Source organism: Arenicella sp. 4NH20-0111 (assembly GCF_040366405.1).
Lineage (GTDB): Bacteria > Pseudomonadota > Gammaproteobacteria > Arenicellales > Arenicellaceae > Arenicella.
Window position 1 is genome coordinate 94,265 of record NZ_BAABWF010000010.1, and the last position, 26,206, is coordinate 120,470.

Annotated in this window: 28 protein-coding genes; 18 read left to right on the forward strand and 10 right to left on the reverse strand. The window is 46.1% G+C overall.

The window, feature by feature from the left end; genetic code table 11:
• Window positions 1-39: 39 nt before the first annotated feature.
• Window positions 40-1,158, forward strand: a complete 1,119-nt coding sequence (locus ABWW54_RS17345) for a hypothetical protein (protein ID WP_353414092.1) — start codon at window positions 40-42, stop codon at window positions 1,156-1,158.
• A 54-nt stretch (window positions 1,159-1,212) separates the two neighbouring features.
• Here ABWW54_RS17345 and ABWW54_RS17350 read toward each other — a convergent pair whose 3' ends face one another.
• The 3 genes from ABWW54_RS17350 to ABWW54_RS17360 all read right to left on the reverse strand — a co-directional run bounded on the left by ABWW54_RS17350 (window position 1,213) and on the right by ABWW54_RS17360 (window position 5,237).
• Window positions 1,213-2,835: an acyltransferase family protein gene (locus ABWW54_RS17350; RefSeq protein ID WP_353414093.1), complete on the reverse strand. Its 1,623-nt coding sequence runs from the start codon at window positions 2,833-2,835 to the stop codon at window positions 1,213-1,215.
• A 130-nt stretch (window positions 2,836-2,965) separates the two neighbouring features.
• On the reverse strand, window positions 2,966-3,844 hold the full coding sequence (locus ABWW54_RS17355; RefSeq protein WP_353414095.1) for an alpha/beta hydrolase: 879 nt from the start codon (window positions 3,842-3,844) through the stop codon (window positions 2,966-2,968).
• A 91-nt stretch (window positions 3,845-3,935) separates the two neighbouring features.
• The gene (locus ABWW54_RS17360; RefSeq protein WP_353414097.1) at window positions 3,936-5,237 is read right to left on the reverse strand and encodes an NTP/NDP exchange transporter; all 1,302 of its coding nucleotides are present in this window, start codon (window positions 5,235-5,237) and stop codon (window positions 3,936-3,938) included.
• Window positions 5,238-5,554: 317 nt separating this feature from the next.
• On the opposite strand from ABWW54_RS17360, the gene ABWW54_RS17365 reads away from it, so the two are divergent.
• The 3 genes from ABWW54_RS17365 to ABWW54_RS17375 all read left to right on the forward strand — a co-directional run bounded on the left by ABWW54_RS17365 (window position 5,555) and on the right by ABWW54_RS17375 (window position 8,933).
• Window positions 5,555-6,355, forward strand: a complete 801-nt coding sequence (locus ABWW54_RS17365; protein WP_353414098.1) for a TetR/AcrR family transcriptional regulator — start codon at window positions 5,555-5,557, stop codon at window positions 6,353-6,355.
• Between the two features lie 52 nt (window positions 6,356-6,407).
• Window positions 6,408-8,198, forward strand: a complete 1,791-nt coding sequence (locus tag ABWW54_RS17370; protein ID WP_353414100.1) for an acyl-CoA dehydrogenase C-terminal domain-containing protein — start codon at window positions 6,408-6,410, stop codon at window positions 8,196-8,198.
• A 231-nt stretch (window positions 8,199-8,429) separates the two neighbouring features.
• Window positions 8,430-8,933 carry a hypothetical protein gene (locus ABWW54_RS17375; RefSeq protein WP_353414101.1) on the forward strand — a complete coding sequence of 168 codons (504 nt, stop codon included), beginning with the start codon at window positions 8,430-8,432 and terminating at the stop codon, window positions 8,931-8,933.
• Between the two features lie 288 nt (window positions 8,934-9,221).
• Here the strand turns inward: ABWW54_RS17375 and ABWW54_RS17380 are convergent, their stop codons facing one another.
• Entirely contained in the window at window positions 9,222-9,446 is a 225-nt protein-coding gene (locus ABWW54_RS17380) for a hypothetical protein (protein ID WP_353414103.1), read from the reverse strand.
• 368 nt (window positions 9,447-9,814) lie between these two features.
• On the opposite strand from ABWW54_RS17380, the gene ABWW54_RS17385 reads away from it, so the two are divergent.
• Window positions 9,815-10,318 (forward strand): hypothetical protein, encoded by a 504-nt coding sequence (locus ABWW54_RS17385; protein WP_353414104.1) that lies wholly within the window; start codon window positions 9,815-9,817, stop codon window positions 10,316-10,318.
• Between the two features lie 69 nt (window positions 10,319-10,387).
• Here the strand turns inward: ABWW54_RS17385 and ABWW54_RS17390 are convergent, their stop codons facing one another.
• The gene (locus ABWW54_RS17390) at window positions 10,388-11,161 is read right to left on the reverse strand and encodes a ferredoxin--NADP reductase (RefSeq protein ID WP_353414106.1); all 774 of its coding nucleotides are present in this window, start codon (window positions 11,159-11,161) and stop codon (window positions 10,388-10,390) included.
• A 301-nt stretch (window positions 11,162-11,462) separates the two neighbouring features.
• On the opposite strand from ABWW54_RS17390, the gene moaC reads away from it, so the two are divergent.
• The 8 genes from moaC (at window position 11,463) to ABWW54_RS17430 (ending at window position 17,123) form a co-directional block, all read left to right on the forward strand.
• On the forward strand, window positions 11,463-11,951 hold the full coding sequence (gene moaC, locus ABWW54_RS17395) for a cyclic pyranopterin monophosphate synthase MoaC (RefSeq protein WP_353414108.1): 489 nt from the start codon (window positions 11,463-11,465) through the stop codon (window positions 11,949-11,951).
• On the forward strand, window positions 11,944-12,195 hold the full coding sequence (locus ABWW54_RS17400; protein ID WP_353414110.1) for a MoaD/ThiS family protein: 252 nt from the start codon (window positions 11,944-11,946) through the stop codon (window positions 12,193-12,195). The genes moaC and ABWW54_RS17400 overlap by 8 nt, the downstream gene beginning before the upstream one ends.
• Window positions 12,196-12,210: 15 nt before the next feature.
• Window positions 12,211-12,690 carry a molybdenum cofactor biosynthesis protein MoaE gene (locus ABWW54_RS17405; protein ID WP_353414111.1) on the forward strand — a complete coding sequence of 160 codons (480 nt, stop codon included), beginning with the start codon at window positions 12,211-12,213 and terminating at the stop codon, window positions 12,688-12,690.
• Window positions 12,691-12,725: 35 nt separating this feature from the next.
• Window positions 12,726-13,247: a molybdenum cofactor biosynthesis protein B gene (gene moaB / locus ABWW54_RS17410; protein WP_353414112.1), complete on the forward strand. Its 522-nt coding sequence runs from the start codon at window positions 12,726-12,728 to the stop codon at window positions 13,245-13,247.
• Window positions 13,248-13,250: 3 nt separating this feature from the next.
• Window positions 13,251-14,447, forward strand: coding sequence for a molybdopterin molybdotransferase MoeA (locus ABWW54_RS17415; protein ID WP_353414113.1), 1,197 nt, complete (start codon window positions 13,251-13,253; stop codon window positions 14,445-14,447).
• A complete protein-coding gene (gene moaA, locus ABWW54_RS17420; protein ID WP_353414114.1) occupies window positions 14,444-15,445 on the forward strand; it encodes a GTP 3',8-cyclase MoaA in 1,002 nt (333 codons plus the stop codon). The genes ABWW54_RS17415 and moaA overlap by 4 nt, the downstream gene beginning before the upstream one ends.
• A gap of 1 nt (window position 15,446) precedes the next feature.
• Window positions 15,447-16,547 (forward strand): sulfotransferase family 2 domain-containing protein, encoded by a 1,101-nt coding sequence (locus ABWW54_RS17425; RefSeq protein ID WP_353414115.1) that lies wholly within the window; start codon window positions 15,447-15,449, stop codon window positions 16,545-16,547.
• Window positions 16,548-16,643: 96 nt separating this feature from the next.
• Window positions 16,644-17,123, forward strand: coding sequence for a glutathione peroxidase (locus ABWW54_RS17430; protein WP_353414153.1), 480 nt, complete (start codon window positions 16,644-16,646; stop codon window positions 17,121-17,123).
• Window positions 17,124-17,184: 61 nt separating this feature from the next.
• Here the strand turns inward: ABWW54_RS17430 and ABWW54_RS17435 are convergent, their stop codons facing one another.
• Window positions 17,185-17,874, reverse strand: coding sequence for a pirin family protein (locus ABWW54_RS17435; protein ID WP_353414116.1), 690 nt, complete (start codon window positions 17,872-17,874; stop codon window positions 17,185-17,187).
• 28 nt (window positions 17,875-17,902) lie between these two features.
• Window positions 17,903-18,313 (reverse strand): DoxX family protein, encoded by a 411-nt coding sequence (locus tag ABWW54_RS17440; protein ID WP_353414118.1) that lies wholly within the window; start codon window positions 18,311-18,313, stop codon window positions 17,903-17,905.
• 107 nt (window positions 18,314-18,420) lie between these two features.
• On the opposite strand from ABWW54_RS17440, the gene ABWW54_RS17445 reads away from it, so the two are divergent.
• A complete protein-coding gene (locus ABWW54_RS17445; RefSeq protein ID WP_353414120.1) occupies window positions 18,421-19,323 on the forward strand; it encodes a LysR family transcriptional regulator in 903 nt (300 codons plus the stop codon).
• A gap of 15 nt (window positions 19,324-19,338) precedes the next feature.
• Here ABWW54_RS17445 and ABWW54_RS17450 read toward each other — a convergent pair whose 3' ends face one another.
• Window positions 19,339-20,376 (reverse strand): hypothetical protein, encoded by a 1,038-nt coding sequence (locus tag ABWW54_RS17450; protein ID WP_353414122.1) that lies wholly within the window; start codon window positions 20,374-20,376, stop codon window positions 19,339-19,341.
• A gap of 436 nt (window positions 20,377-20,812) precedes the next feature.
• Between ABWW54_RS17450 and ABWW54_RS17455 the strand changes: the two genes are divergently transcribed.
• Entirely contained in the window at window positions 20,813-21,064 is a 252-nt protein-coding gene (locus tag ABWW54_RS17455) for a hypothetical protein (protein ID WP_353414124.1), read from the forward strand.
• 144 nt (window positions 21,065-21,208) lie between these two features.
• Window positions 21,209-21,514 (forward strand): hypothetical protein, encoded by a 306-nt coding sequence (locus ABWW54_RS17460; protein ID WP_353414126.1) that lies wholly within the window; start codon window positions 21,209-21,211, stop codon window positions 21,512-21,514.
• Window positions 21,515-21,595: 81 nt separating this feature from the next.
• On the opposite strand, the gene ABWW54_RS17465 is transcribed toward ABWW54_RS17460, so the two are convergent.
• Window positions 21,596-23,239 carry an electron transfer flavoprotein-ubiquinone oxidoreductase gene (locus tag ABWW54_RS17465; RefSeq protein WP_353414155.1) on the reverse strand — a complete coding sequence of 548 codons (1,644 nt, stop codon included), beginning with the start codon at window positions 23,237-23,239 and terminating at the stop codon, window positions 21,596-21,598.
• A gap of 61 nt (window positions 23,240-23,300) precedes the next feature.
• Window positions 23,301-24,008, reverse strand: a complete 708-nt coding sequence (locus ABWW54_RS17470; RefSeq protein ID WP_353414128.1) for a GntR family transcriptional regulator — start codon at window positions 24,006-24,008, stop codon at window positions 23,301-23,303.
• Window positions 24,009-24,219: 211 nt separating this feature from the next.
• Here ABWW54_RS17470 and ABWW54_RS17475 point away from each other — a divergent pair, with 211 nt between their 5' ends.
• Window positions 24,220-24,969 carry an electron transfer flavoprotein subunit beta/FixA family protein gene (locus ABWW54_RS17475; protein WP_353414130.1) on the forward strand — a complete coding sequence of 250 codons (750 nt, stop codon included), beginning with the start codon at window positions 24,220-24,222 and terminating at the stop codon, window positions 24,967-24,969.
• Window positions 24,970-24,983: 14 nt separating this feature from the next.
• Complete coding sequence (locus ABWW54_RS17480) at window positions 24,984-25,913, forward strand: electron transfer flavoprotein subunit alpha/FixB family protein (RefSeq protein WP_353414132.1); 930 nt, start codon at window positions 24,984-24,986, stop codon at window positions 25,911-25,913.
• Window positions 25,914-26,206: the final 293 nt, after the last annotated feature.

A 26,206-nucleotide genomic window follows, 5' to 3' on the forward strand; every position in this document is an offset into this window, starting at 1 on the left:
GCTATAACGGCTATTAAGTTGATAACGCTATAGATAAAAATGAAATATAACTCGTTCTTTTTCGCCATCATTTTACTTGCCGGTCTAGTGTGTAGCCAAGCTAAGGCTGGCTTCCCTGATGACTTCTCAGACGTTCAGTGGATAGATCCTGATATTTCTTCTTGGGCGCAAACGTCTAGCATCACGGTAAATGTCAGTGGATCAACGTTGCAAGTCAATGGCAGCAAAAAGGATGTATGGCCGCGGCGCTTCCATTCTGATTTGAGAAACGATTGCTGTAATCGTTCTCTTTGGATATTTGCAAAGTATCAAGGTCAATGGTATGCCACTACGTTCGAATATATGCGCTTTGGCCAAGTCAATAAACAACGTGAAGCCGTGAGTGGCCGACAAATCAAACGCTCACCATTTTTTAGGTCCGGGTTTGACTGGGAGCCAGCTGATGGCGAGGTTTATGGTTTCATGACCAGCGGAATGGCAAGGTTCAATCTAAATAACGTGAATGTCCGTGAGCGCAGCAATGTGGCGCTTTACAAGTGGGGTGTTGGCCCAACAGACAATATTGATTTCGAAGAAGTGCCTAGAAATGCAAGTGGTGGCGTCGGTGAAGAAGAGCCGGAACCGGAGGCAGAACCTGAGCCCGAACCTGAGTGTACTGAACCTGAACCTGTGGCCGAGCAAGTGAACTCTCATGTATTTGCCGGGACAGCATCTGGAACGCTAACAGTCACCGGTGAAAATAATTCCACCTCGCCGTTTAATGACAGCGTTGAGATTAACGTAAGTGATGACCGTTCATTGTCGTTCACTGTTTCAGATGAGACGTTTACGGCTCAGGTTGCTCAAGATGGTTCTTTTTCGGGGCAGTTTACGTTTGATATTGGCGGTTTGGGTATTTGCGTCGTAAATATTGATGTTACTGGGGTAATCAGCGGTTCAAGTGCTAGTGGGTCTGCTTCTGGAGAAGATTCTTGTGCCGGAAACAACGCCAACTTCACGGCCACATTCACTGCCCAATCGCAAACCACACCTAGCTATTTAGATCAACGGACGACCACTACGCCACGTTCAATTTGTGGTAAAAAAGTACCAATTATCCCAATACTAGATTTGATTTTGACTGAAGCAGAAACTGAAGCAGAAACTGAAGCAGAATAAGCTAAGACCTGCTGAGGAAGAAGGCGGAGCTCTTCTTTCTTAGCAGGCAATGTTCTAAGGTGTGGGCTTTTGATGGTAACCAAAAAATGGTCGTTCAACGTAAGAGTAGGTAAGCAATGCCATTGGGTACGTGAACAGAAATGAGCCGATCACAAAAGACCAGCTTCGTTCCCCCGGGGGGTCGGTTCCAATGAAAAGCCTTTGGACTTCTGAGAACAACTCCATTCCCAGGCCGTGTAATAAATAGAAGCTAAACCCAATAACCCCAACAGAACGAAATAACCAGTTTCCAATGATTAGCCTAAAAAAGGATTTTTCACTTAATAGGGCTAAAACAATGATGGCTCCTGACAGCGCGCACTTGACCCAAAATTTGCTCATCCAATACCAAATCTCCGCAATGGGCTTAATGGGCGCAGACCAGATGATTGATAAAATCGTGATCACCAACGCAAGGGTGCCGACTAGGTTCATCCAATGCTGACGTTCATTGATCCATTGCTTAATTTCTTTGCAGTAGTCGTAATATAGATACGAGAATGCGACACCCAAAAGGAATGCGTAGAGGAAGAATTCTTTGCTGAACCTCCCATTATAGAACGGCTTCCATTCCTGTAGATAGCGATACGCCAGAATTCCGAGTATGGATAACACGATGATTGGTGCGAGTCGATGGAGACATTGTACGGCTGATGTAAGGATAAGAACAATAGGGAGTAGCATGTAAAAAGCGAAGATTTGAGTCATGGGCCAGAGGTGTCCATCACCCTCGAGGAACAGGAGGTGCCGAGCCAGTGTTTCAAATTCTAGTGTCACGCCGAATACCGCAAAAACATAGAGGTAATACATTGGAAGAATTCGACGTAAACGTTTGGTTAGATAGTGTTCAAGATCTTTCACTCGAAATATTTTGCGTCCGTCTGATACAAACGGTTTAGTGAGTAAGAACCCACTTATCACAAACAGAAGAGATAATCCGAGTTGAACCGCCTCAAATCCAGGTGCGGTGTGGCTAAATAGAACTAGAATTGCAGCAAGTCCTCGAACCCCGTTAATGGCATCAAACTCGCCTGAACTTGAAATGTTTTGTCCAAGGCTCATGTCCTTGAAGGCCGGAAGTAGCCTTACGTTGGAGTTTTTAATTAGAAGCCAAGTACCGATAAAGAACAGCGCTGAGAGCAATAGAGGCGCAATGCTTGTTGGGCGTGCTAGCACCTGGTTTGACACAACCGAGATGTGTTTTCCAACGTATTGGCGAGGGTTATCTGAGGCGCTTTGATCGGAGCTGAAGAGGCCACTTATATTGTCTTGCGTGAAGTAGTATGTTTCTAAATAAGGGAAGAAAACACGAATTCTGGAGAGCGTAATTAACCCAACCCCATTGTGGTTAAACTCTATTTCCAGTCGATTTACGTGCTTGTTAATATAACCAGTCCCGACCCTTTGCAGGTCGGCTTTGCCGCTGACCTCGAATGTGTCGAGATGCTCTTTTTTGCCATTTACCAGAATGTTGCTAATTTTTACCGTCGTTTGGTTGGGAAAATATCCCAGAAGTTCAACTCGTTGAGCTGTGAATTGGAGCGTACTGTGTATAAAACAATAAACAACGACAGCGACAGATGCGCTCAGGATTAACTGAATACTTGGCTTTAATAGGTCGACTGTGTTTCTATGCATGCGAGCGCAATAATGAGTTGGTAATTAACGTAAGGATGTTGTTGGTGTTTAAAGGCGCCTAATTCTAACGCTGAGTCAATGCAAACAGCAATGAGCGGAGCACTTACCGTTGGCAAGGTACGCCATTTGATCAGCGAATTCTCTCGCGAAAAAACGTGTCGATATCCTGCGCGACGTCGTCGGCCTTTGTAAACCATGGGTGCAACATCGTGACCATATCAATATGCGACGGCTGTTTGTAAATCACTTTCTTCACATCGACCCCTTTGGCGATCATTCGCTCGTGCAACCCATCGGTATTGTACCGTCCGACTTGGGTGTCAGACTCGGAGTGAAGCAAGATCGTCGATGGTTCGCTGCCATCGATGTAGTTAAAAACGTCCATCAAAGGGTACCTAGACTCCGGGCCAAATACCGCTTTAGTGACTTCCCAATCAGGAGTAAAGCTGTACGGCCCAGCGATGCCTGCGACGCCTCTTATATCCGACTCAGTCAATCCCACAGAAGTGAGGTATTGTTGGTCGGCGGTAAGAATAGCCACCGTATGCGCTCCAGCAGAGTGGCCCGCTAGGAATAGATTGTTGCTGTCGCCATTATGGTTTGTAATGTTGTCTTTAACCCAAGCCACCGCACTTGCGACGTCACGCGCGAACGACGGAAATCGAGCATTGCTATCAGGGTATTTGATGTAGTCAGGTATGACGACGGTATAGCCTTTGCGAATGAAAGCATCTGCGGCGAAACGATATTGATCCTTTCGGCCATGACGCCAGCTGCCGCCATAAACAAAAATGATGACGGGAGCGTCGTTACTGGCTTGCGCCGGATAGATGTCTAATTTTTGCCATGGCTCTGCCCCGTATTGTATGTCGTGTATAACGGGGTGAGGATTAGCCATTTTAACGGCGGTATTTAGTACCCACATTGAGCGGTCTCGATCGCTGACTAATAGTACAAGCGCAAATACTAAAACGATAACGCTGCCGATGAAGACGATAAAGGTTCTCATAATAATCAGAGAGTACGCTTATTAGGCTACTCAAATTCAGTGTGCTCGCTTAATGGCGATTACGTAAAAGGGATGCGGTTTATATAAAAGACTAATTTTTCAGTTCTGGACGATACTCTAGGTGTCTAGCGCGTTCTTGTCTATGGTTGAAGCGACCGCCAAGCCAAACGGATATTGAACACCACGCTACACCAAGCACTATGCTGATTCCCGCAACGCTAGCAGCACCAGCCGCCGTCGCCGTGACGGCTTTGTATATCCATGCGCTCGAAGCCCCTCCTGATCTGAGGACGGTTGTGTCAATAAAATTCTTGGCTTTGTACTTTTCTTCTCGGCTGACTACGCTAAAAAGCATTTCGCGCGCAGGTTTCATGATGGCGTAATCTCCCACACGTCTAAAGACTTCAATAGCGATCATGATGGGAAGCAGAGGTACTAGAGCCATAAGGCCGAAACCGATCGTGATACCCAGTGGAACCAGTAGTAATATGAATCGAAAACCGAGCCAAGATATCAGTCTGCTTGTGATAAACAGCTGAAACGCTAAAACAAGTACGTTCACCGTTAGGTCAATGGTGGCAAACAACTGAGTGCGTTTTTCGGGAACAGAGTAGGCGGCTTCGATTAACTCGGCTTGTCGGATTTGCACAAACGTTATGCTGACTGCGTATAAAAGAATAAATACACAAATGCCGGTTAAATAAGGCGAGTGTCTAATCAGTGTTAGGCCGCCGAGTACGGAGCCGCCCAATTTTTTATCGGCGACGCGGTGTGCGGTATTACTTTGATCATAATCGTCGTTTTTCCAGTTGATCAGCCAGGATATAAATACTAATGACAAGGCTAAAACGGCGGCGGAAATTAACAGTAGAGGAGCTAAGCCTACTGACTGCACTAATGATCTGGTAATAACTGGCCCACATATTGCTCCAGCCGTGCCACCTGCGGCAATAAATGCAAATAGGCGTTTAGCTTGCTCTCTGCCAAAGACATCATTCATGAAGCTCCAAAAGAGAGAAACGATGAACATATTAAATACGTTTACCCAGACATAAAACGCCTGAGTTACGATTGCCGGGCGTTCTTCCACATTGAAAAGAAAAAAGAACACGACTAAATGGCTAGAAAAGAAGAACGTGCAGTAGGATAGGAATTGCTTGGTTCTAAAGCGCGTTGTCACCCAACCAAAGACTGGAGTGAGTGCCAATAAAGTGATGACCGTTGCCAATAATATCCACTGGATATTAGCGACTCCGTTGGCTATGGCCATTTCGTCACGGATGGGGCGAATGATGTAATAGGCGCAGAGTATCAGAAAGAAATACGCGCATGATGCTATTAGCGCTTTTGCTTCATTCGGCTTAACAGATACGAAACGGTTTAAAAAACTCATGGTGCTCTTCGCTCAATTGTTCAATTTTCGGTGGGACAATACATACCCTAGGGGAGCTGATCGATAATGCAGGCCACCGTCTGCTGCAAAGTCTAAAAGGTTGTAGAGATAAGAACCAGCGTTGATTTCAACTCTTCACTGTTTCTCGAGGTGCGTGCTGGGGTATTTAACAAGAAGGTCAATGAAACCAAACAAATGTCTCGTAAGCCATTATTGGACGATCAAAAGCGCGTGGATTTAAGTAATAGAATGTAAAAATATGCGTTAAATTCAAATAAAACGAACGCTCGCTCCATTTATTGTGCTAGTCTCTCGCCATGACTTCCGCGATCGACCTATCTCAAGACAAATTAGATTCTAAAACTGCGTTTGCGTCTGGGCCGGTTCAATTGAATTCTTTTGCTTCGTTTCTTGAAAGCTTTCCGCTTCAGGGTGAGCAATTGTATCGAACGGTTTTCGACCGGCATGCGGAAATGATTCAAACTCAGAAAGCCAGATTTGCAGTGGCAAATTTAGAGAAAATTTTGACGGCGACGTTCGAGGTTTCTGCTGTCTCTGGATTTGACAGAATGTCATTACGAGATCTGTCACGGCAGACCGGAATGAGCATGGGAGCGATATATTCTTGCATCAGCAAGAAAGAAGATATCGCACTGATGGTCGCCGACATCGTGCGCTTGAGCAGCGAATTAACTCAGCAACACGCGATGCGAGCAAGCTCCATATGGGAGTCCTTTGAGCAGAGTATTCGTTATCACTTGTATGCGAGTACGTTGCTTCAGCCATGGTACTTTTTCCTGTATTTTGAGACACGCAGTTTGTCCCAGATGCAGCAGGAAGAGTCCAAACAAATGGAATGGGACGCGATCGACAGTTTTGAACGCTTGATTCTGGCTGGCGTAGATGCGGGCGAATTCCACACTAACGATCCGAGGATGGTGGCGAATACTATCGTGGTATTGCTGGAGGACTGGTACCTCAAGCCTTGGAAAACAAAGTCCCTTGAGATAAACGACGAGGGTCGATATGAGCTGCAACTGAATGAAGTTGAAAGCAAAATTAATAATTACAACCAGTCTATTATTGAACTGGTGAGAAAGCTGTTGGCGAAGGGTTGAACCTTCGGGTAATCCGCCAACCCAATTTGATTTATCCATACGAGACAGAAAGATGAATTATAAAGTCCCATTGAAAGACATTAAATTCGTAGCAGAGCGCGTGTTAGACATGCCGACTCACTATACTAAATTTACGAAAGGCCAAAATACGGACCCTGAAACACTGGAAGCTATATTTCAAGAAGCGGCTAAGTTTTGTGAAAACGAAATCGCACCCTTGAATAAAGTCGGTGATGAAGAGGGTTGTAAGTTTGATAACGGTGAGGTGACTACACCCACTGGATTTAAAGCGGCCTATGACAGTTTTGTCGAAAACGGCTGGCCAGGGTTGACGGGGCCGGTTGAATACGAAGGCCAAGGTATGCCGGAGTCAGTAGGGTTAGTGATGATGGAAATGATGATCGCCACGAACCACAGTTGGTCGATGTATCCAGGCTTGAGCTCAGGTGCGATTAAAACGGTTTATACACATGCTTCAAAGGATTTAAAAGATCGTTTCATGCCACCGATGGTCGCCGGTAAATGGACGGGCACAATGTGCTTGACGGAGCCGCATTGTGGTTCAGATCTTGGCTTATTAAAGACATTTGCCGAAGACGCTGACGGCGATGGTGTTTACAACATCACTGGAAGCAAGATCTTTATTTCTTCTGGTGAACACGATATGGCGGACAACATCATCCACATCGTGCTTGCGCGGCTTCCGGGTGCTCCGGAAGGGATTAAAGGGATATCGCTATTTTTGGTCCCTAAGTTCAATGTTAACGACGATGGTTCTTTGGGCGATCGAAACGCAGTAACGTGTGGCTCTATTGAAGAGAAAATGGGGATTCATGGTAATTCGACGTGTGTCATGAACTTTGACGGCGCGAAAGGTTATTTGATCAGTGAGCCTCACAAGGGTATGCGTGCGATGTTCACGTTCATTAATGAATCACGCTTAGGCGTAGCGATGCACGGCCAGGCGCACTCTGAAGTGTCTTTCCAGAAGGCATTGGCGTACGCTAAGGATCGAGTTCAATTCAGAACGAAGCCGCGAAAAGATGAGAGCAAACCGGCTGATCCTATTATTGGTCATCCAGATGTTCGCCGAATGCTCTTGACCCAAAAAGCCTTCGCAGAGGGTGGACGTATGTTGAATATGTTCTGCGGGCAGTTAGTTGATATTGAACAGTCGCCTGACTTTTCTGAAGCTGAGCACGAGCGTGCCGAAACGTTGCTGGCCGTTTTGACGCCGATAGCAAAAGGGTTTTTATCTGAAAGCTCATTGGAAGCAACTAACTACGGCATCCAAGTGTTAGGTGGTCATGGTTTCGTTAAAGAGTGGGGAATGGAGCAAGAGGTAAGAGACGCTCGTATTTCTCAGCTTTATGAAGGTACGACAGGGATTCAAGGCCTAGACCTGCTGGGCCGTAAGATACTTGGCTCACGTGGTAAAGTACTAAAACCACTTGTCAAAGAAGTTGAAGCGTTCATCAAAGAGAATCGTCGCAATAAGTTTGCTAAACAGTTAAAACCATTTATGGGAACGTGGGAAAGTTTGACGCGTTCGATTGGAATGTCTGCGATGCGCAATACAGACGAAGTCAACGCGGCGGCGGTTGATTATTTAATGATGGCTGGCTACGTGACCGTTGCTTATTTCTGGGCAAAAGCGGCTGTTGCTGCTGAGCAAGCAATCAGCGAAGGAGCTGCAGAGCCTGAGTTTTATAAAGCTAAGATTGCCACCGCTGATTTTTATTTCCAGCGCATCATGCCAAGAGTTTTGGCTCATGAAGCGGCCATTAAAAATGGCATGGATTCAATGATGGCCTTAGACGAAGAGCATTTCGTTTTTGTTTAAACCTTTGGTTTAAATCATCAAGCAAGAAAGCCCGCACACGTTGCGGGCTTTTTTTGCGTGGCCTTTATTGGGCGTGTCAGGTCGGATTTTTCGCTGCTCAGCATATTCTGCGGGCTTTAAAAGGAATAATCGACAATGATTTGGCGACCTATCTGCTACCCTTATTCTCTAGATATCTTTAAAATCGAATAGCCGACCATTGGGGGAAGGTGATTTCGATAAAATATTATTATGTTAGATAAAAGAAAATTAGCAGGGGTAATCACCACTGTCGCGATCAGTGTCTTGGCTGTTGATGCCGCGTTTGCCGGTAAGGTTGCGGCAATAGGTAAGCCGGTTCGAGTTACCGAGAATGGTGAGCAAGTTACTACTAGATCCGTGAATTGTGGCGGTAAATCCAGACGCGTATTGCGTAAGACTGAAAGTGAGACGGCGTGGTGTGGAGTTAACGTTTCATCACCGTGTTTTAGTGATGTTCGGCTGGCCGCCCGTAGCGCATGTTCATCTAAGATTTTGGCTGATGCTCCAGATACCAAAAAAGCGGAACAAATAGCAAAAGAAGCTGAGGCGAAAGCGGCAGAGGCAGAGCGTGTTGCCGCTTTAGAGCTAGAACGAAGAAATGCTTATAACAAGGAGTTGGCTGAAATCGACTCTAGGCGAGAAGAGATACAAGTTAAGCTCGCTGAAATAGAAAATCAAAAGCGATTACTGCAGCAACAAAGCTCCTCTAATTAGTTGCGGACAGCCCGTCGCGGACAGCTTGTCGCGGTGGGTTGCTAATGAGGGTTTTCGCAATATGAGATCGTTCGTTTTTTGGTGTGAAACTTATTTTACGGCTATTTTGAGCGTCTTATTGCCATTCTGGTTCTTGCTTGTCACTATGGTTTGTCTTTATGGGCTTCGTCAAAGTAAAGATCAACGCGGTCTCTCCTAGTTACGGCGCATCAGAAAGATCTGAGTGTAGCGACGGAACGAGTAGCCTATTGTTTGCCATTGGCCACGCTGCAAAATTTGCTTGTGCGGTTAGAGTGTAAGCAGATCCCAGTCGGCCATTCGCTCGCGTCGCAGCCAGTCCAAAAGCACTTGCTGCACCCCCTTTTTCTGCAATAAACGGGCCTGAACCGACATCGCCCCATGAATATTCTCTCGCATTATAAGTTCGGCCATATTCACCCACACCGTCGATGAATAGATTGGATTCGACGAAGTGTTTTTTACAGTGCTTGTACGATTACTTTGCTTGGCCATAACTCAGGCGCCCATATAAGCATGTAAGTTACTCCGACGCCCCTTGCTGGCCCTTAGCCTTCTCCCGTTTTGGCATTCGCTTGATAGCCGGCAGGTCAGTTGACGGATCAACTCGGCTTTTAGTAAAACCTCTTAGCGAGCGTTCTATTTGGTTTATTGCTCTAATCGCTTCATTCATGGTAGGCGTGAGTGCGCGGGTTGATTCCTTGAAGATACCGCGTAGGTGTTCGCGTATTAAGTTTCTTAATAGGCCTTAACGGTCGTAATGCTGATTTTGGGGTTTGCATACCTATTCATTGCAATAGTGCTACTCATTCTTCTTTTTCATAAGATATATTGTAATTTTATTACATTTTTGGGGTCTAAGTATGAAAGGTAGAATTACATTCATTGGAGTGATCGTGTTTGTGGGGTTAATGTTTCTTGGCGTTGCGTCGGCGGAGGTCGGCGGCCTGTCATTAGAACGAGAGAAAGTCGCCGGTGTGCAGAGGTATCTAGAGGTGACGGTTACTTGCTCTGATGGTAACGAAGTAACTCGAATTCGCAAAAGCACCAAGCATGGCGCAAAATGGTGCTCTATCGATGAAGCTGGAAGCTGCGATAAAAGTAAGTATGCTCTGGCGCGCGAATTATGTGCCAGTTCTGGTGGTGAACTCGGTTCTCTGGCGGCAGAAGAAAATCAGTCAGATGAGAGGGCAGTATCGCTCAATGATCAAAGAGCGGTTCTAAAAACAAATATCAGAAAGCGAGAATTGCTGGCCGAACAAATGTTAATCGAGGAGCAGCGAATTTCGATTGAGCAGCGCAGGCTGGAGTTAGTTGAACTTGAGCTTTCGCTAAAACGAACTCATGTCGCCGCTTTAGGTGAATAGAGGCGACCGAAAATACACCCATAGGAAGCCTGGGTGAGACACATGGCTTCCTATGAACGAGATGAGGGGCTAACTTTCCACAAACGCTCTTTCTATTACGTACTCAGCAACTTTGCCTCGAATGGTCTCCTGAAATCCGCGCTCATCAAGAATTTCACAAAAATCTTTGAGCATCGAAGGCGAACCACAAATCATGAAGCGATCGTCCTCTACGTTAATGGGTGGGAGTCCTAATTTTTTCTGCATGTCTCCTGACGTGAGAGCATCGGTCAGGCGTCCTTGAGTATGAAAGTCTTCTCGTGTCACGGTAGGGTAGTAAAGCAGATTGCCTTTCACCATTTCGCCAAAATACTCATTCTCAGGCAATTCATTGATAACATCCTGATAGGCGAGTTCTGATACTTCACGAACTCCGTGCGTTAATATGACCTTATCAAATCGTTCGTAGACTTCAGGGTCCTTTATGACGCTCATAAACGGAGCCAAGCCTGTGCCCGTGGAAAGTAGGTATAAGTGCTTCGCGGGCTTAAGCGCATCGGCAAGTAAAGTGCCAGTTGGTTTAGTACTGGTTAACAGAGTGTCGCCAGGTTTTATTTTTTGTAAGCGCGATGTCAATGGCCCGTCTTGCACTTTGATGCTAAAAAACTCCATGTGTTCTTCATAGTTTGCGCTGGCGATGCTGTAGGCTCTCATCAGAGGTTTGTCGTCAACCATCAGGCCAATCATGATGAACTGACCGTTTTGGAAGCGAAAGCCGGGGTCGCGAGTTGTGGTGAAACTGAATAGTGTCTCGTTCCAATGATGGACAGTTAAGACTTCTACTTCACGAAATTTTGATGCCATGATAACTTCTCTTGCCGTTGCAAATCCAAATAGGCAGTTGCCGAAAATTAGGTTCGCAACTTGCCGATTAAACTGGGCGAAAGATTATAGCGTTGGTGTGGCTTTGTCCACATTATCCTGCGATATTCTTAGAACACTTTGCTATATCTTATATAAGAATATTTATAAGCTGTCCTCGCCACAGCAAAAGCGTTCGAAATCAATCAGTTGTTAATGAGTAATGGCGGATAATTCACTAAGGGCGGTGATTAGAGCTAATGCTAAGGTTGTGTGAGTACCTTGAATTAAGTAGCATCTGAGTATGACTGAATTTTCCCATTTGAACGCGTCAGGCGAAGCCAATATGGTTGATGTTTCTGATAAAGAAAGCACTCAACGCACGGCAGTTGCTCAGGCGGAACTATCCCTTAGTAGCGATATCTTGCAAAAAATTCGTGAACACACCATCGCTAAAGGCGATTTGCTAGCGACAGCCCGAATTGCGGGGATACAGGCAGCGAAAAAATGCGCTGACCTTATACCGCTCTGCCACCCGTTACCGCTTTCGAAAGTGACCATCGAAATTGATGAGTATCACGATGGCGATGAAGTGGGCCTACGTGTTCAGGCTCTGTGTAAAACGACAGGCAAGACAGGGGTTGAAATGGAAGCGCTCACGGCCGCTTCGATCGCGGCATTGACGATCTACGACATGTGTAAAGCGGTTGATAAAGCAATCGTAATTAGTAAGATCAGGTTAATGGAAAAGCAAGGCGGGAAATCCGGCTCGTGGGTTAGAGAACATGATTAAAGTACTGTTTTTTGCAAGCCTTCGCGACGCTGCAGGAACCGATGATTTTACGACTTGTGCAGACGGTATCGCTGATGTCAGAGACCTCGTCAAAAAGATGCTTGATGAATTGCCGTCGGCATTAGGTGATGCGCTCGAAGGCGAAACGGTGATGGTTTCTGTTAATCAAAAGTACGCCGGCTGGGATGCCACGCTCAATGATGGTGATGAGGTTGGGCTCTTGCCTCCTGTGTCCGGTGGATAACAGGTGCTTTGAACAATGAACCAACCTTATACAAGCCACATTTATATTTGTGAATCTGATTTCGACATCGCCGAGCAATATAAAGCCGCATGTGAGGCGGCACCTCACTCGGGTGCTGTCGTGTTTTTCGTTGGATTGGTGCGAGATATGTATTCAGGTCGAGACAACCAGGATTCAGTAGAGTATCTGGAGTTGCAACACTACCCGGTAATGACGGAGTCTTTGTGCGAAGAAATCGTACATGATGCGCATCAACGTTATAGTTTCGAGCACGTGAGGCTAATACATCGTGTCGGCAAGCTTTATTCGAGCGAACAAATCGTGATGGTGGCGGTTGCCAGTCAGCATCGTGAAGGAGCATTTTTGGCGGCACAATTTGTTATGGACCACTTAAAAACCAGAGCCACCTTTTGGAAAAAGGAAGTCGGTACTCTCGGCGCTCAATGGCTAGGTGTTAAAGACAAAGACGAAATCGCCGTAAAGCGATGGGATTGACATTGTGACATTCATATTTGGAAGACGTATAAACAATGAGTAAAGAGAGAAAATTTATCCCCTTAAATGTCGCGGTTCTGACGGTCTCTGATAGCAGAACCATGGATACCGACACGTCAGGCCAATATTTGGCGGACCAACTTCAGATCGCAGGGCATACTGTCTGTGCAAGGGAGATCGTGATCGATGACGTTTACCTATTGCGCGCTCAAGTCTCAACCTGGATTGCAGACAGCTCTATACATGCCGTGATAACAACAGGTGGCACTGGGTTTACAGGAAGAGACAGTACCCCCGAAGCGTTGATTCCTCTTTTTGATAAAGAAATAGATGGGTTCGGAGAGCTGTTTCGTCATATCTCTCTGCAGGATATTGGTACTTCCACCGTCCAATCTCGGGCTGTTGGTGGAATGGCAAATAAAACCGTGGTGTTTTGTCTCCCTGGATCAACTGGCGCTTGTAAAACTGGTTGGAACGGTATTCTGAAGGAGCAACTCGACAGTCGTTATCGTCCTTGTAATTTTGTGTCTCACACTGATGCTGTTGAGGCAGATTGAACAATGATTCTTCATGACGCTCAGAAACGTTTAAGGCAAGCTCGACCATCTGACTTGGAGATAGAAGATGTGGGGCTTCTGGCAGCTTTGGGGCGAGTAGCTGCCTGCGATATAAAATCGTTGATTGCAATTCCTCCTGCCGATAATTCTGCGATGGATGGATTCGCCGTCAACGCAGCAGAGATGCGCGAAGGAAGTGAGTATTCAATTTCCCAACGTATTGCGGCCGGTCAGGCGCCCACACCCTTGGAAGAAGGAACGGTGGCTCGCATCTTTACCGGAGCGAACATGCCTGACGGCGCTGATGCTGTGGTGATACAAGAACATTGTGATTACACTGAAAATACGGTGAAAATTAATCGTTCGGCGGAGCCAGGCAGTAATGTTCGCCCCCTCGGTCAGGATATTCAAATTGGGGCGGTGGTTATTAACAAAGGCCAGCGCCTTAATTCTGTGGATCTCAGCCTTTTGGCCTCAATCGGTGTTGCTGAAGTGCCGGTCTATGAGCGTCTAAAAGTTGCTATTTTTTCGACGGGTGATGAACTGGTCGAGCCAGGAGAGCCTTTACAAGAAGGGCAGATCTACAATTCCAATCGCGCTCTACTTACCGGATTGTGTCGTGAGCTTGGTTATGAAGTTATTGACTGCGGTATAGTTAAGGATACGCTTGAAGAGACGAAGTCAGCGCTATCGAACGCAGCTAAGTGCGCGCACCTAATACTCAGTAGTGGAGGCGTATCGGTAGGCGAAGAAGACTATATTAAGCCAGCTATAGAGGAATTAGGCTCATTGGATATGTGGCGGGTGCAGATGAAGCCCGGAAAACCCGTTGCCTATGGTTCTATTGAAGGGACACGCTTTTTGGGTCTTCCAGGAAATCCGGTTTCATCATTTGTTGTTTTTCAACTCTTAGGTGTACCGTTAATGCAAACCTTGCAGAAACAGAACCAATCACAACCATTGACCTACATGGTCGAAGCGGGATTCGATAAAAAAGTCACGAGTCGAGAAGAGTACATACGAGTTAAATTAGTTCGACGCGCTGATGGTGAATTGGTCGCGGATCGCTTTAAAAATCTAAGCAGTGGGATTCTGTCTTCGCTCTCTTGGGCTGACGGACTCGTTCGACATGAGATTGGAGAAAAAATAGAGCGTGGCATGAAGGTGGCCTATCTACCAATGACTCGGTCAATGTTATGACGTCTAACTCGCAGGATACCTTTTTAATAGATAAATTTGGCCGGCAAGTTCGCTATTTGCGCCTGTCTGTGACCGATAGGTGCAATTTGCGTTGTACCTACTGCATGGCCGAGGATATGACTTTTCTGCCTAAATCACGTGTGCTTAGTCTAGAGGAAATGGAGGCGGTAGGGCGGGCCTTCGTAGCCTTGGGTGTGGAGAAAATTCGTTTGACCGGCGGTGAGCCCTTGGTCAGAAAAGGCGTGGTCGACTTGGCGTGTCGATTAGGGCAAATAGACGGACTCCGTGAGCTGGTTATGACGACAAACGGTGTCTTGTTGGATGAGTATGCGCGCCCATTAAGAGACGCGGGCGTGCGGCGGTTAAATATTAGCATAGACAGCTTGCGAGCTGACCGTTTTAAGGAGCTAACGCGTTTTGGGGTTGTAGATGATGTCATACGTGGTATCGACGCTGCTCGAAAAGTAGGGTTCGAAAAAATTAAACTAAATGCCGTTGTTCTAAAAGGCATTAATGACGACGAAGTTCTAGACCTTGTGCAGTTCGCCATTGATCGAGAATTAGACATATCGTTTATTGAGGAAATGCCTTTAGGTGAAATAGACAGCCATGAACGAACAGAAACCGCAATGGCTAACCTGTCGATTAAAGAATTGGTGGATCGTGAGTTTGGTCTGACACAGTCAACGTTTGTTGATCTCGCATCGGGGCCTTCACGCTATATGCAAGTTGTGGGGGCAAACACTAAGGTTGGGTTCATTTCGCCGATGACGGATAACTTTTGTGCTAGTTGTAACCGAGTTCGTGTCACAGCCGAAGGCCGTTTACTGCTGTGTTTGGGAAATGAACACTCCTTGGATCTCAGGGAGGTGCTCAGAAGCCGTCCGGAGGACTTGAAGAGCGAGATAGTTAATTCAATGCAGCGTAAGCCTCAAAAGCATGAGTTTGATCCGCGCGACATCACCATCACTCGACACATGAGCGCGACCGGAGGTTAACATGACACCCGTTGTAAACCACCAATATAAGTACTTGTTTTTGTACTCTGCAAAAGTTGGGTGTACGTCTTTGAGGCAGCTCTATCTCGCGCTGCATTTTGACGAATTGACCTCTGAGCAACAGCAAAAGCTTGACCGCTATCATAATATCAATGAAATTCAGCCAGCTGAATTTGGTCGGGACTACAGTGATTATTTCTCATACATTATTACTCGAAACCCATACCCAAGAATCGTGAGTGCGTATCTTGATCAATACGTCTACGCCCGCAGTGAGGCTGTAGAACGCATGTTTGACGAGTTTGCCAACGGAGCCAGACCTAATAATTTTGTGGAGTTTTTGGATACTCTTAAGGATATTCCAGATGAATGTCGTGACTCGCACTTTCAATCCCAATCATGTTGCGGGTTCGCTCCTCATATGATCACTAAGCAAAATAAGAAGTTTCGTTATTTTGGAATTAGACCTGAGGGGGCTTTCGCGATTGATTTTTTTGGTGACATTGGTGACTTTAACGAACATATGATTAAAGTCTATCGTCGTATTTTTAAAAGCGATCAGAATAAGTTGAAGCAAGCGCTTGCAGCGCTCGAGCAGTTAAAAAAGCATAACTCTTCGTTTTATGGCTCCGCGGACTTCAATGATGCGGCGCAACTGACGGTGTCCGAACTGGACGAGTTGGTTTTTGCTCCTAAGCCCCAAGACTTCTATCGGTCTGAGAAAGTGGTTCAACTTGTTAATCAAATCTACCAACACGATTTTCTCAATTTTGCTTACACCGAGGGAGACATTCCAGTTAAGCCGAAGTCGAAGGAAATCGAGCTTGTGCCCGAAGATTTCGATTGGAAAATGTACATTCGCTTGAACCCCGACTTGCCAGCCGATGAAATTTACAATGAGCGAGGAGCGGTGCGTCACTTCTTGGAATTTGGGCGATTTGAAGAGCATCTTAGAGCCTTTAAGATTGAGGCTCCTGAAGGGTTTGACTGGCAACGTTATCTGTCTCTGCATGCTGATTTGAGAGAGGCTGGAATTAATTCAGAATCTGCTGCAATTGAACATTACATAAGTTACGGCATTCGAGAGCTGAGGAAATTTTAGCTCCTGGCTCTTTATGAACAACCCAGTCGTTACCGGTGTTGTCGGCCTAAACACAACCTCCTGGGATTGCTTCCCCTGAACTTAATAGGTACTAATATTATGTCCATATATGAATTTTCCGCGACTGACATCCGAGGTCAAGTCGTCAATCTAGCAGACTACAAAGGCAAGGTTTTGTTGGTTGTCAATACCGCCAGCAAATGCGGGTTCACCCCGCAGTTTGAAGGCTTGGAAAATTTGCACAAAGAAATGGAGTCTAAGGGGTTGGTCGTCCTAGGATTTCCTTGTAATCAATTTGGTGGACAAGATCCGGAAGGAGAAGGCAAAATCGAAGAGTTTTGTCAGTTAAATTATGGCGTCTCATTTCCCATGTTTTCAAAAATTGATGTTAATGGAAACGATGCTCATCCGCTGTTCGATTACCTAAAAAGTGAGGCAAAAGGCGCGCTTGGTTCGAAAACGATAAAGTGGAATTTCACAAAATTTTTGGTGGATCGGGATGGAAATGTAATTAAGCGCTATGGGTCTGTAGATAAGCCTGAGGCAATCGGCAAAGACATTTCCAAGCTGTTGTAGAGTCTTTGCCAATGCGTGTTTCGCTTTTTTTCTTGTGCGGTACCACGCAATTAATCGGCATTTATGGAGCCACATCAATGAGTAGTACTTCAGCATCTGTTGTGGCTTCAATCGTCACTTCGATCTCATCCGTGATCTCCGCTGCGTCGCCTTTATTCAGTGTTACGCCAGCGATGCTTAATTGGCCTTGTGATACGAGCAGGTATCCAAGCTTGTCCACTTTTTGAGTGACACTTTGGCCTGCAAGCAGCTTTCCTGCGTAGATATCGGCGTCAGCATGAATGTGCATGGCCGAAGAATCTGTGCCGGAAACCAATAGTTCTAACTGATCGGTTTTTGCGTCCGTTGGGAATGCGCGGTTTTCCCAGTGAGGCGTGATATTTTTTTTGTTTGGCTCTATCCAAATTTGATATAGAGTCGTGCTCGTAGTGCCATGATTGTGCTCCGAATGGCGAATTCCAGTGCCCGCCGTCATGACTTGAATGTTTCCGGCGGTTGTTTTGCCTTGATTACCTTGGTCATCTTTGTGTGTGATTGCGCCGCCACGGACAAATGTGATTATTTCCATGTTTTCGTGAGGGTGCATCTCAAACCCTGTTCCGGCTGAAATTACGTCATCATTGACCACTCGAAGCTTACCAAAACCCCGTCTATTCGGATTTTGGTAGCTACCAAAACTAAAGTGATGACGCGCGTTTAACCAACCAAAATTGGCATGACCGAGCTCTGTGAAATAGATGGGATTTATCATGCGGTGTCTCCTATTTTTCTATCTATTTTTACAATGTCAGGCCGTTCTTTAGAACCGTTTTTATATTGAAGTCGTCGTTGCCGCGCACGATCACCGATACCGCTAAAACGATCAACAGAACAGGGAATTCCCAGCCTCCGCCCTGATTGCTAAATAGCCAACCATTGCTGGCGTGAACCCAGCTTGCACCGAACAAAATAGGCAGACTCAGTGCCGCGCTTATACGGGTTAATATTCCTAAAATTAGCGCGACGCCCAATGCGACCTCCCCCGAAATTGTAAGGTACGCAATTATCGATGGTAAGCCGAGGCTTTCAAAAAAGGCGACTGTGCCAGCAGGAGTAAAGATAAGTAATTTAAGTAGGCCATGAGAGAGAAGAATTGTACCAAGGCTTGCTCTAATAATAAGTGACGCTAAATCAGATTTTGAATGTTTCATTTTTAAGTTCCTGATGTTTTATGAATATCGAAGCGACATTTTATTTGTTTATTCAAATTTGATAATGCTAATATTAATTTAATCATTAGTTCCATTTAGTTGGTAGTATGGATAAGACAGCGCGGATACAAATTTTTGCTGAGGTTGCAAAGCAACGCAGTTTCGCTGGAGCAGCTCGCAGGTTGGGAATGACGGGAGCTGCTGTCAGTAAGCAGATACAAAATTTAGAGTCAGATTTAGCCACGAAGCTTTTGAATCGGACGACACGACACGTGTCGCTAACCGAAGAGGGTGTTATCTACTTCAGAGTTGCTGATCGTGTTTTAGCAGATTTGACTGAGGTGGAAAATCAGCTACACGAAATGCGAGAGATTCCAACAGGCAGGCTTAAGGTGAACGCTCCGAGTTCATTTGGAAACCAGTATTTGGCGAAAATAATTGGCTCATTTGCCGCCCAATTCCCTAGAGTTCAACTCGACGTGGAGTTTGATGATCGTTGGGTTGATGTCGTCGGTGAAGGGTTTGATGTGGTTATTAGGATTGGTGTTCTCGAAGACTCAACACTTATTTCTCGCAAGTTAGCTGACTGTCCAATATGGTTGTGTGTGGCACCTCTATGTCTAGAGCGAGAGGGAGAAGTAACGTCGGTCGAACAGCTAAAGTCATATCCTGCTGTGACGTACTCCAAGCATGGGGTGAGCGAGTCCTGGCATTGTCGGCAGAATAATAAAGAAACCAGCGTTAAGCTAAATCGTGTTCTTTCAGCCAACACCGCAGAAATGCAGTTAGAGGCCTGCATGGCCGGGGTGGGGGTGGCATTGCTGCCCGCCTTTGCAGCGCATAACCACTTACGAAACGGTGATCTTATTCGAGTCTTACCTGAGGCAGAAACCATTCCTTTAAGAGGAGTGTATGCCTTGTACCCTCATAATCGCCAGCCAGCGGCAAGAGTGCGTATGTTTATCGACTGGCTAGTTGATAAACAATTGGGGAGGCTGTGGGGCGATTAGTTGGATGAGATTGAGCTAAGTTATTGCGAAAGACAGGGCTTGTCCGACTTCGTCGCCAACGCAAAATACCGTGTGCCAGCAACAAGTGGCTGTATCTCCCTGAGGAAGCAATATTGCATCCCCCTTGTTTAGTAACCGGCCGTGCCCGTTGTTGGATAAGTATTGTCGGAATTCCTGGGTTTCATTAATTAAGTGGATTAACGCATCATTGGCGAACGTGTTTAATGCTTTGCTTATCGAATGTTCGCTTTGTGCGAGTTGTTGAAGTTCGGCCTTTTGCTCATCCGACAGGCTGGTTGGCAACGGTTTGTGTAGCACAAAGAAACTAATTTCTTGAGCTAGCTCCGCGTGCGGGAGTGCCAACCAATATGTGCTTCCACTGACCTGACAGTAGACTACCCCTGCATGGCCGCGTTCAAGGTCATGATGAAAATAGGCTCCACCATGGGGCGCGTTGAAGTAGAGAATTCGCTCTACGAATTCAGGGTTTTCGATGCCACTGGCCGAGCAGATATTGTCGATCAGTGCCTCGTTTCGGGTGATGAGTGAGGATTCTGGGAAGATGGTCTCCGCGAGCTCAGCGGCGGCCCGTTGACGAATTGGGTCTGCTGACACATCTTCTTCAAGGTCAACGCCAAATGAAAAGCGAAATCTGATCGACGCGTCCTCATCAAAAAAAGACAACCACGACACCTTCATCCACAAGTCTTCTGCCACCAGCATGTCGTTAGACTTTGCGTCGAACATGACGGCTTCAATTTCTTGATCGTCACCTTCGTTAAGCGCCGCGCCCATTGATTCAAATGAGCCTTTAAGTCGATCTGAATAGGGAGGGTTGTCAAGAAGTGCTTCACATTCTTCCCCTTCCAATACCGCCAGAACAAATGATTCTGTGGCCTGTATGTTGTCGGTGTGCACGTCCATCAGGTTTAAACAAGCTTGCTTTAATAAGATGGGTTTTCCGAGTCGCCAGTTTTTCAGTTTGTCTGAGTCATTCTCAGAGTCTGAAGGGAGAGCGCCCAGCATGAAGCCTCTACGATTTAGGGTTTGCATTTGTTTACACAAGGAAGGGGATATAAGGAGTATTCTTGAACCATGACTATAGATCTGAAAGGTTGAAAAGGAAAGAACGTGTGTTTGAGCTCAATGAGCCGATAGTGCGGGTCAGCGCTTTCCATCAATTATAGCAATCATTAGGTAAGCCGAGGGGACTTGGCGGTCAGGCGTATGCTTGATATTCGGGGAAAAGGCGCTGTTTGAGCATGTTTGTGCTCTTCAGCGCTTTTTTTTCGAAAAAAACATAGGTAATTCACCCATTTTCACTCATCGGTTCGGTCATGGAGTTGGTGAGGGGGGCGTTAATCTTGAGTGAAAAGCTGACTTGAAGGACTGATAAGTCAATTTTTCGACTAAGGTCGCATGCATTTGAGACCAAGGGGGGCGTCAAATTCTGGTAGATTGAAGTCTATTGATTTACGTTGGGGTGGAAATGAAAGTCAAACTAAGCGACATAAAAGTGATGGAGCTCAATTCTAAAGCCGTAATTCTGCTAACTCAATTTGTTCGGTTGGCTAGGTTACGGGATGGCGCGGATTTAAAGATGCAGGACCCCGACTTAGTAAGGCGCGTTTTTAAATACTCATCGATCACCGAAAACCCAGATCTAATTGTATTGTTTATGAAAATTAAGCTGCAAATTGAAAATTGCATGCAACAAGGGAATTTGCGCCCACACTACTAAGCAGGTCTAAGTAGCCGCATTCAATACGGATGTTTTATTCAGATAACATTTCACTGATAGCTTTTACAGTTGTTCACACACGATTTTAGAAAGAGCGTATAGACTGACCACCTACCAAAATCTTAATTGAAGGGGTGCGTCAAATTGAAAGTCAATCTTCGAGATATAAAGCTGTTTGATTTAGACAGTCATACCCTAGTAGTGCTCTCTAGGTTCGTTGTTCTTGCACGCAAGCATGAAAACCAAACATTAAGACTAAACGACAATAATGTGTTAGAGAAAGTTTTCGCGATTGGTTCAGCGACCGAAAATGCAAAGCTGAAGATACTGTTTTTATCACTGCGAAGCAGTCTGAAGGAAAAAGTCAGTGAATCGGAATTTAAAAAGTACTCCCTTCCAGCAGCGCACAAAGCCGTTAACGCCTCGAACGAGATTTTGAAGGCTTCGTAGTCAATCAGACTGCCTAATTAGGAACCTCTTATCGATAAAAAAGGGCTCATGAAGTGAGCCCTTTTTGAGTGCTGTTTGTGACTACATATTGGAGTAGCTTGGTCCACCGCCGCCTTCCGGCGCAATCCACTCAATGTTTTGAGTCGGGTCCTTAATGTCGCATGTTTTGCAATGAATACAATTTTGCCCGTTTATTTGGAGTGCTGGTTTGCCCTCATCTTCGCCTACTATTTCGTAGACACCTGCTGGACAGTACCTTGTTTCCGGAGCATTGAAGTCCTTCAAGTTAATTTCGATAGGAACTGCTTGGTCCTTTAGAGTTAAATGGCAAAAGATCTCTTCTTCATGGTAAGTGTTTGAGAGAAATACCGAGGATGGCTTATCGAAGCTCAATTTCCCATCAGGCTTTGGATAGGTGATTTCATCGCACTCTGACGCTTTTTTGAGCTGTGAATGGTCGGCGGTATTGTCTCTGAGAGTTGGCAGTATTCCCCCTAACACTTGGTCGATGTAGTTATATGTGCCCCCCAACCAAGGTCCAAACTTATGCAGGGCAGGTCCGAATGAGCGTGATTTCTTTAACTCTTTTCCTGCCCAAGACTCGCGAAACGCTTCGTCGAAGGCGCTTAACGTCTGGCCTCCTTCTCCTCCATTGGCGAAGTGGTTAAACAAAGTTTCTGCCGCGATCATGCCGGATTTCATTGCGGTGTGTGTGCCTTTGATCTTGGCAAAATTAAGTGTGCCAGCGTCACATCCAACCAGTAGAGCTCCGGGCATGCTCATCTTACCTAAGGCGTTCCAGCCTCCTTTGGTGATCGCGCGCGCGCCATAGCCTAGTCTCTTTCCGCCCTCAAGAACCGAGGCAAATTCAGGGTGATGTTTCATGCGCTGAAACTCGTCGAAAGGACTGAGATGAGGGTTGCTGTAATTGAGGTCAATAATAATGCCCAGTGTCACCATGTTGTTATCTAAGTGGTATAAAAACGAGCCTCCCGTTGTTCCTTTAGATAGCGGCCAACCTGATCCGTGGACTACTTTTCCGGTTTCATGGTTTTCCGGTTTCACTTCCCACAGCTCTTTAAATCCAATGCCGTAATGTTGGGCATCGGCCTCTTGATTGAGATCAAACTTTGCCATTAGCTCTTTTCCTAATTGGCCACGACACCCTTCAGCAAAGACTGTGTACTTAGCGTGCAACTCCATGCCGGGTTCAAAATGTGCCTTGGGGCTGCCGTCAGGGTTAACGCCATTATTTGGTGTGGCAACGCCCTTTACGCTACCGTCTTCGTTGTAGACTATTTCAGCACCCGCAAAGCCTGGGTATATTTCAATGCCAAGAGCTTCCGCTTGCTCACCTAACCATCTAACGATGTTTGAGAGACTCACGATAAAATTCCCATCATTGTGCATCGACGGTGGGATCATGAAGTTAGGAAACTTGATCGAGCCTTTTTCATTAAACATGTGCAGTTCATCACGTTTAACGGCGGTTGCTAATGGGGCTCCCAGTTCTTTCCAGTTTGGAATTAACTCATTCAGAGCTTTAGGTTCAATTACCGCTCCGGACAATATGTGTGCACCTACTTCGGCACTTTTCTCGAGTAGGCAGATGGCTAACTCCTGGCCTTTTTCGTCAGCTAGTTGTTTTAGTCTAATGGCTGTTGCCATGCCCGCAGGGCCACCGCCAACGATGACTACGTCGTATTCCATACTTTCGCGTTGAATTTCACTCATCATTGTTCTCCGAGTTTGTCGTTTGATTCTTAACGTTGTTGATTTTTGAGCTTCAAGAAGCTCTTTTTGTATTTTTGTCGCCCACTATTGAGGTTAGGCGTCTTTCTATTCGATCGCGTGCACGAATGATGTGCCGTTTTACCGTGACTCCAGCTAATTCTGTGTCTCTTTGTTCAATCGCATAGACTATTTGACGATGTTCTTGAAGCGAGTTTGTGGTGCTGGTGCTCGCGAACTCATGTTGGTAGCGAAACATTTTTATCAGAGGATAGAGTCTTCTCAATAAAGCACTTTCAATTACTTTGTTTTTAGCGCCACGTACTAATGTGTCATGGAAGTCGTAGTCGCTCTCCGCAGGAATGTAAGAATTTGAGTTGTCTCGCATGTGCTTACTTTGAGCATCTATAATGCGGTGCAGTTCATCTATCTCTACAGAGGTCATATTTGCCGCCGCCAGCGAAGCGGCCTTGCTCTCAAGAGCTTCACGAGTGTCATAGATTTCAAGAATCAACTCCATACTCAATGTGACAACCCGCGCGCCTTGCTGAGGGACATGAACAATCAGGTTCATGCCTTCGAGGTTTCGAATCGCTTCTCTAAGCGGTCCTCTACTAACGTCAAAGTCTTTGGCCAGCTTGGTTTCGCTGAGTTTACTGCCTTGAGATATCTCTCCAGTAATGATCGCGTCACGCAGGGTCTCAGTGATTTCACTGCTTATGGTGCCTGTGTAGCCGCCTAATTGTTCAGAATACGTACTCATAGTGGAGCAAAATATAGATTATTTTAAAATAATGTCAACATTTTGGTTCTTTAAGTCCATTTATTGGACGAATGAATCGTATTTTCTATAAAAATGTCGACAATTGTTGCGAATTAACAGTCTTTCCCCTAGAATTCGGAAACTCGAGGAATCGTACGTTCTAGTTGTCCGTCTTCCTTGAGTTACGAATTCTTATAATCTGGAGTAAGCAATGAAAGTTTTAGTCCCTGTAAAGCGCGTTATTGATGCCTATGTGAGCATCCGCGTTAAGAGTGACGGCACCGGCGTTGACACTGACAACGTAAAAATGTCGTTGAACCCATTTTGCGAGATAGCCTTGGAAGAGGCTATTCGTTTAAAAGAAGCGGGTACTGCTAGCGAAGTGGTGCTGGTAAGTGTTGGCTCATCTGAGATTGATACGGTTATCCGCTCTGGCTTGGCAATGGGCGCGGATCGAGCTATTCGTGTCGATGCAGAAAATGACGTAGAGCCTTTGGCGATTGCAAAAATTCTGAAGCATGTTGTTGAGAAAGAGGAAGCCGGATTAGTGATCACTGGTAAACAGTCTATCGATGGCGATAACAACCAGACAGGGCAAATGTTGTCGGCGTTATTGGGTTGGCCTCAGGCGACTTTTGCGTCAGAGGTTGTGCTTGAAGGTGAGTCGGCGAAAGTGACGCGTGAAATTGACGGTGGATTGGAAACGGTTGCAATTCCTCTGCCGGCGGTTGTGACAACGGACCTACGCCTCAATGAGCCCCGATATCCAACACTGCCTAACATCATGAAGGCTAAGAAGAAGCCGCTTGATGTAATTGCCGTGGGTGATACTGGTGTCGATGTTGCGAAAAGAGTAACTACTCTGAATGTAAGCCCGCCAGCCGAACGGACGGCGGGCGTTATGGTTGCGTCGGTTGAAGAGCTTGTTGAAAAACTTAAAAATGAAGCTAAGGTCATCTAAGCGGGGTAATGACAATGAGTAATTTAGTAATTGCAGAACACAATAACGAGGCGCTTGGCGCGGCTACGTTAAACACAATCACCGCGGCATCTCAGATCGGCGGCGACATTCATGTATTGGTGGCGGGAAGTGGCGCAGATCAAGTGGTTGCTCAGGCAGCGTCAGTGGCCGGGGTAAGTAAGGTGATACACGCCGATGCTGATCAATACAAAGACACCATCTCTGTTGAGCTATCCGCCTTAGTCATTGGTCTTGCTGGAGACTACAGCCATATATTGGCTGCGTCATCGACATCAGGTAAAGACCTTTTGCCTCGTGTTGCAGCATTGTTAGACGTCGCCCAGATATCGGATATTATCGCGGTAGATTCAGCAGACACGTTTAAACGTCCCATTTACGCTGGTAATGCGATAGCCACAGTGCAAAGCAGTGATGCTACCAAAGTGTTGACGGTCAGGCCTACGGGTTTTGATGCTGCTGCAGCTGAAGGCGGAAGTGCCGAGGTCGCCGTGATTGACGCATCCTCTGCTGTTGGCTCAACCTCGGTGGTTGGTCGCGAATTAACAGTATCAGAACGACCTGACTTAGGCTCTGCTGACATTGTCGTGTCTGGCGGCCGTGGGGTTGGTAGTGCAGAGAACTTCAAGATAATTGAGGCATTGGCTGACAAGTTGGGGGCCGCCGTGGGTGCATCTCGAGCCGCGGTAGACGCGGGCTATATGCCCAATGACTATCAAGTAGGTCAAACGGGTAAGGTAGTAGCGCCTAGCTTGTATGTTGCTGTGGGTATTTCCGGTGCCATTCAGCATTTGGCCGGTATGAAAGACAGCAAGGTTATCGTTGCAATTAATAAGGACGAAGAAGCGCCTATTTTTCAGGTGGCAGACTACGGTTTAGTTGCAGACTTATTTGAAGCTGTGCCGGAACTGGTTGACGCTTTGTAATAAGCTTTCACCTTAAGTGCGATTTTAAAGCCCTCTTAGTACTCTCTAAGGGGGCTTTTTTGTGCTCTTTGAATGTTGACGAGGTGCTTCTATCTACAGTGGGTACTTGATTTAAAGTTTGATTCTGAGGCGGTGAATCAATCAAAAATTATCGTATCGATTGGCGTGAGCCCTGCTAGTTACCTGAGCTATGGGTATGTGTGGGACGGCTGCGTAATTTTATTGAAAAAGCGACTGTGCCTGAGCTGCTTACGGAATGCATTGGGTGGGTATTAACTTCGTCTTTACTATTC

Excerpts from the sequence above, each read along its gene's own strand:
- ABWW54_RS17345 (WP_353414092.1), top strand. The coding sequence starts at position 40 with ATGAAATATAACTCGTTCTTTTTCGCCATCATTTTACTTGCCGGTCTA.
- ABWW54_RS17350 (WP_353414093.1), bottom strand. The coding sequence starts at position 2,835 with ATGCATAGAAACACAGTCGACCTATTAAAGCCAAGTATTCAGTTAATC.
- ABWW54_RS17355 (WP_353414095.1), bottom strand. The coding sequence starts at position 3,844 with ATGAGAACCTTTATCGTCTTCATCGGCAGCGTTATCGTTTTAGTATTT.
- ABWW54_RS17360 (WP_353414097.1), bottom strand. The coding sequence starts at position 5,237 with ATGAGTTTTTTAAACCGTTTCGTATCTGTTAAGCCGAATGAAGCAAAA.
- ABWW54_RS17365 (WP_353414098.1), top strand. The coding sequence starts at position 5,555 with ATGACTTCCGCGATCGACCTATCTCAAGACAAATTAGATTCTAAAACT.
- ABWW54_RS17370 (WP_353414100.1), top strand. The coding sequence starts at position 6,408 with ATGAATTATAAAGTCCCATTGAAAGACATTAAATTCGTAGCAGAGCGC.
- ABWW54_RS17375 (WP_353414101.1), top strand. The coding sequence starts at position 8,430 with ATGTTAGATAAAAGAAAATTAGCAGGGGTAATCACCACTGTCGCGATC.
- ABWW54_RS17380 (WP_353414103.1), bottom strand. The coding sequence starts at position 9,446 with ATGGCCAAGCAAAGTAATCGTACAAGCACTGTAAAAAACACTTCGTCG.
- ABWW54_RS17385 (WP_353414104.1), top strand. The coding sequence starts at position 9,815 with ATGAAAGGTAGAATTACATTCATTGGAGTGATCGTGTTTGTGGGGTTA.
- ABWW54_RS17390 (WP_353414106.1), bottom strand. The coding sequence starts at position 11,161 with ATGGCATCAAAATTTCGTGAAGTAGAAGTCTTAACTGTCCATCATTGG.
- moaC (WP_353414108.1), top strand. The coding sequence starts at position 11,463 with ATGACTGAATTTTCCCATTTGAACGCGTCAGGCGAAGCCAATATGGTT.
- ABWW54_RS17400 (WP_353414110.1), top strand. The coding sequence starts at position 11,944 with ATGATTAAAGTACTGTTTTTTGCAAGCCTTCGCGACGCTGCAGGAACC.
- ABWW54_RS17405 (WP_353414111.1), top strand. The coding sequence starts at position 12,211 with ATGAACCAACCTTATACAAGCCACATTTATATTTGTGAATCTGATTTC.
- moaB (WP_353414112.1), top strand. The coding sequence starts at position 12,726 with ATGAGTAAAGAGAGAAAATTTATCCCCTTAAATGTCGCGGTTCTGACG.
- ABWW54_RS17415 (WP_353414113.1), top strand. The coding sequence starts at position 13,251 with ATGATTCTTCATGACGCTCAGAAACGTTTAAGGCAAGCTCGACCATCT.
- moaA (WP_353414114.1), top strand. The coding sequence starts at position 14,444 with ATGACGTCTAACTCGCAGGATACCTTTTTAATAGATAAATTTGGCCGG.
- ABWW54_RS17425 (WP_353414115.1), top strand. The coding sequence starts at position 15,447 with ATGACACCCGTTGTAAACCACCAATATAAGTACTTGTTTTTGTACTCT.
- ABWW54_RS17435 (WP_353414116.1), bottom strand. The coding sequence starts at position 17,874 with ATGATAAATCCCATCTATTTCACAGAGCTCGGTCATGCCAATTTTGGT.
- ABWW54_RS17440 (WP_353414118.1), bottom strand. The coding sequence starts at position 18,313 with ATGAAACATTCAAAATCTGATTTAGCGTCACTTATTATTAGAGCAAGC.
- ABWW54_RS17445 (WP_353414120.1), top strand. The coding sequence starts at position 18,421 with ATGGATAAGACAGCGCGGATACAAATTTTTGCTGAGGTTGCAAAGCAA.
- ABWW54_RS17450 (WP_353414122.1), bottom strand. The coding sequence starts at position 20,376 with ATGCAAACCCTAAATCGTAGAGGCTTCATGCTGGGCGCTCTCCCTTCA.
- ABWW54_RS17455 (WP_353414124.1), top strand. The coding sequence starts at position 20,813 with ATGAAAGTCAAACTAAGCGACATAAAAGTGATGGAGCTCAATTCTAAA.
- ABWW54_RS17470 (WP_353414128.1), bottom strand. The coding sequence starts at position 24,008 with ATGAGTACGTATTCTGAACAATTAGGCGGCTACACAGGCACCATAAGC.
- ABWW54_RS17475 (WP_353414130.1), top strand. The coding sequence starts at position 24,220 with ATGAAAGTTTTAGTCCCTGTAAAGCGCGTTATTGATGCCTATGTGAGC.
- ABWW54_RS17480 (WP_353414132.1), top strand. The coding sequence starts at position 24,984 with ATGAGTAATTTAGTAATTGCAGAACACAATAACGAGGCGCTTGGCGCG.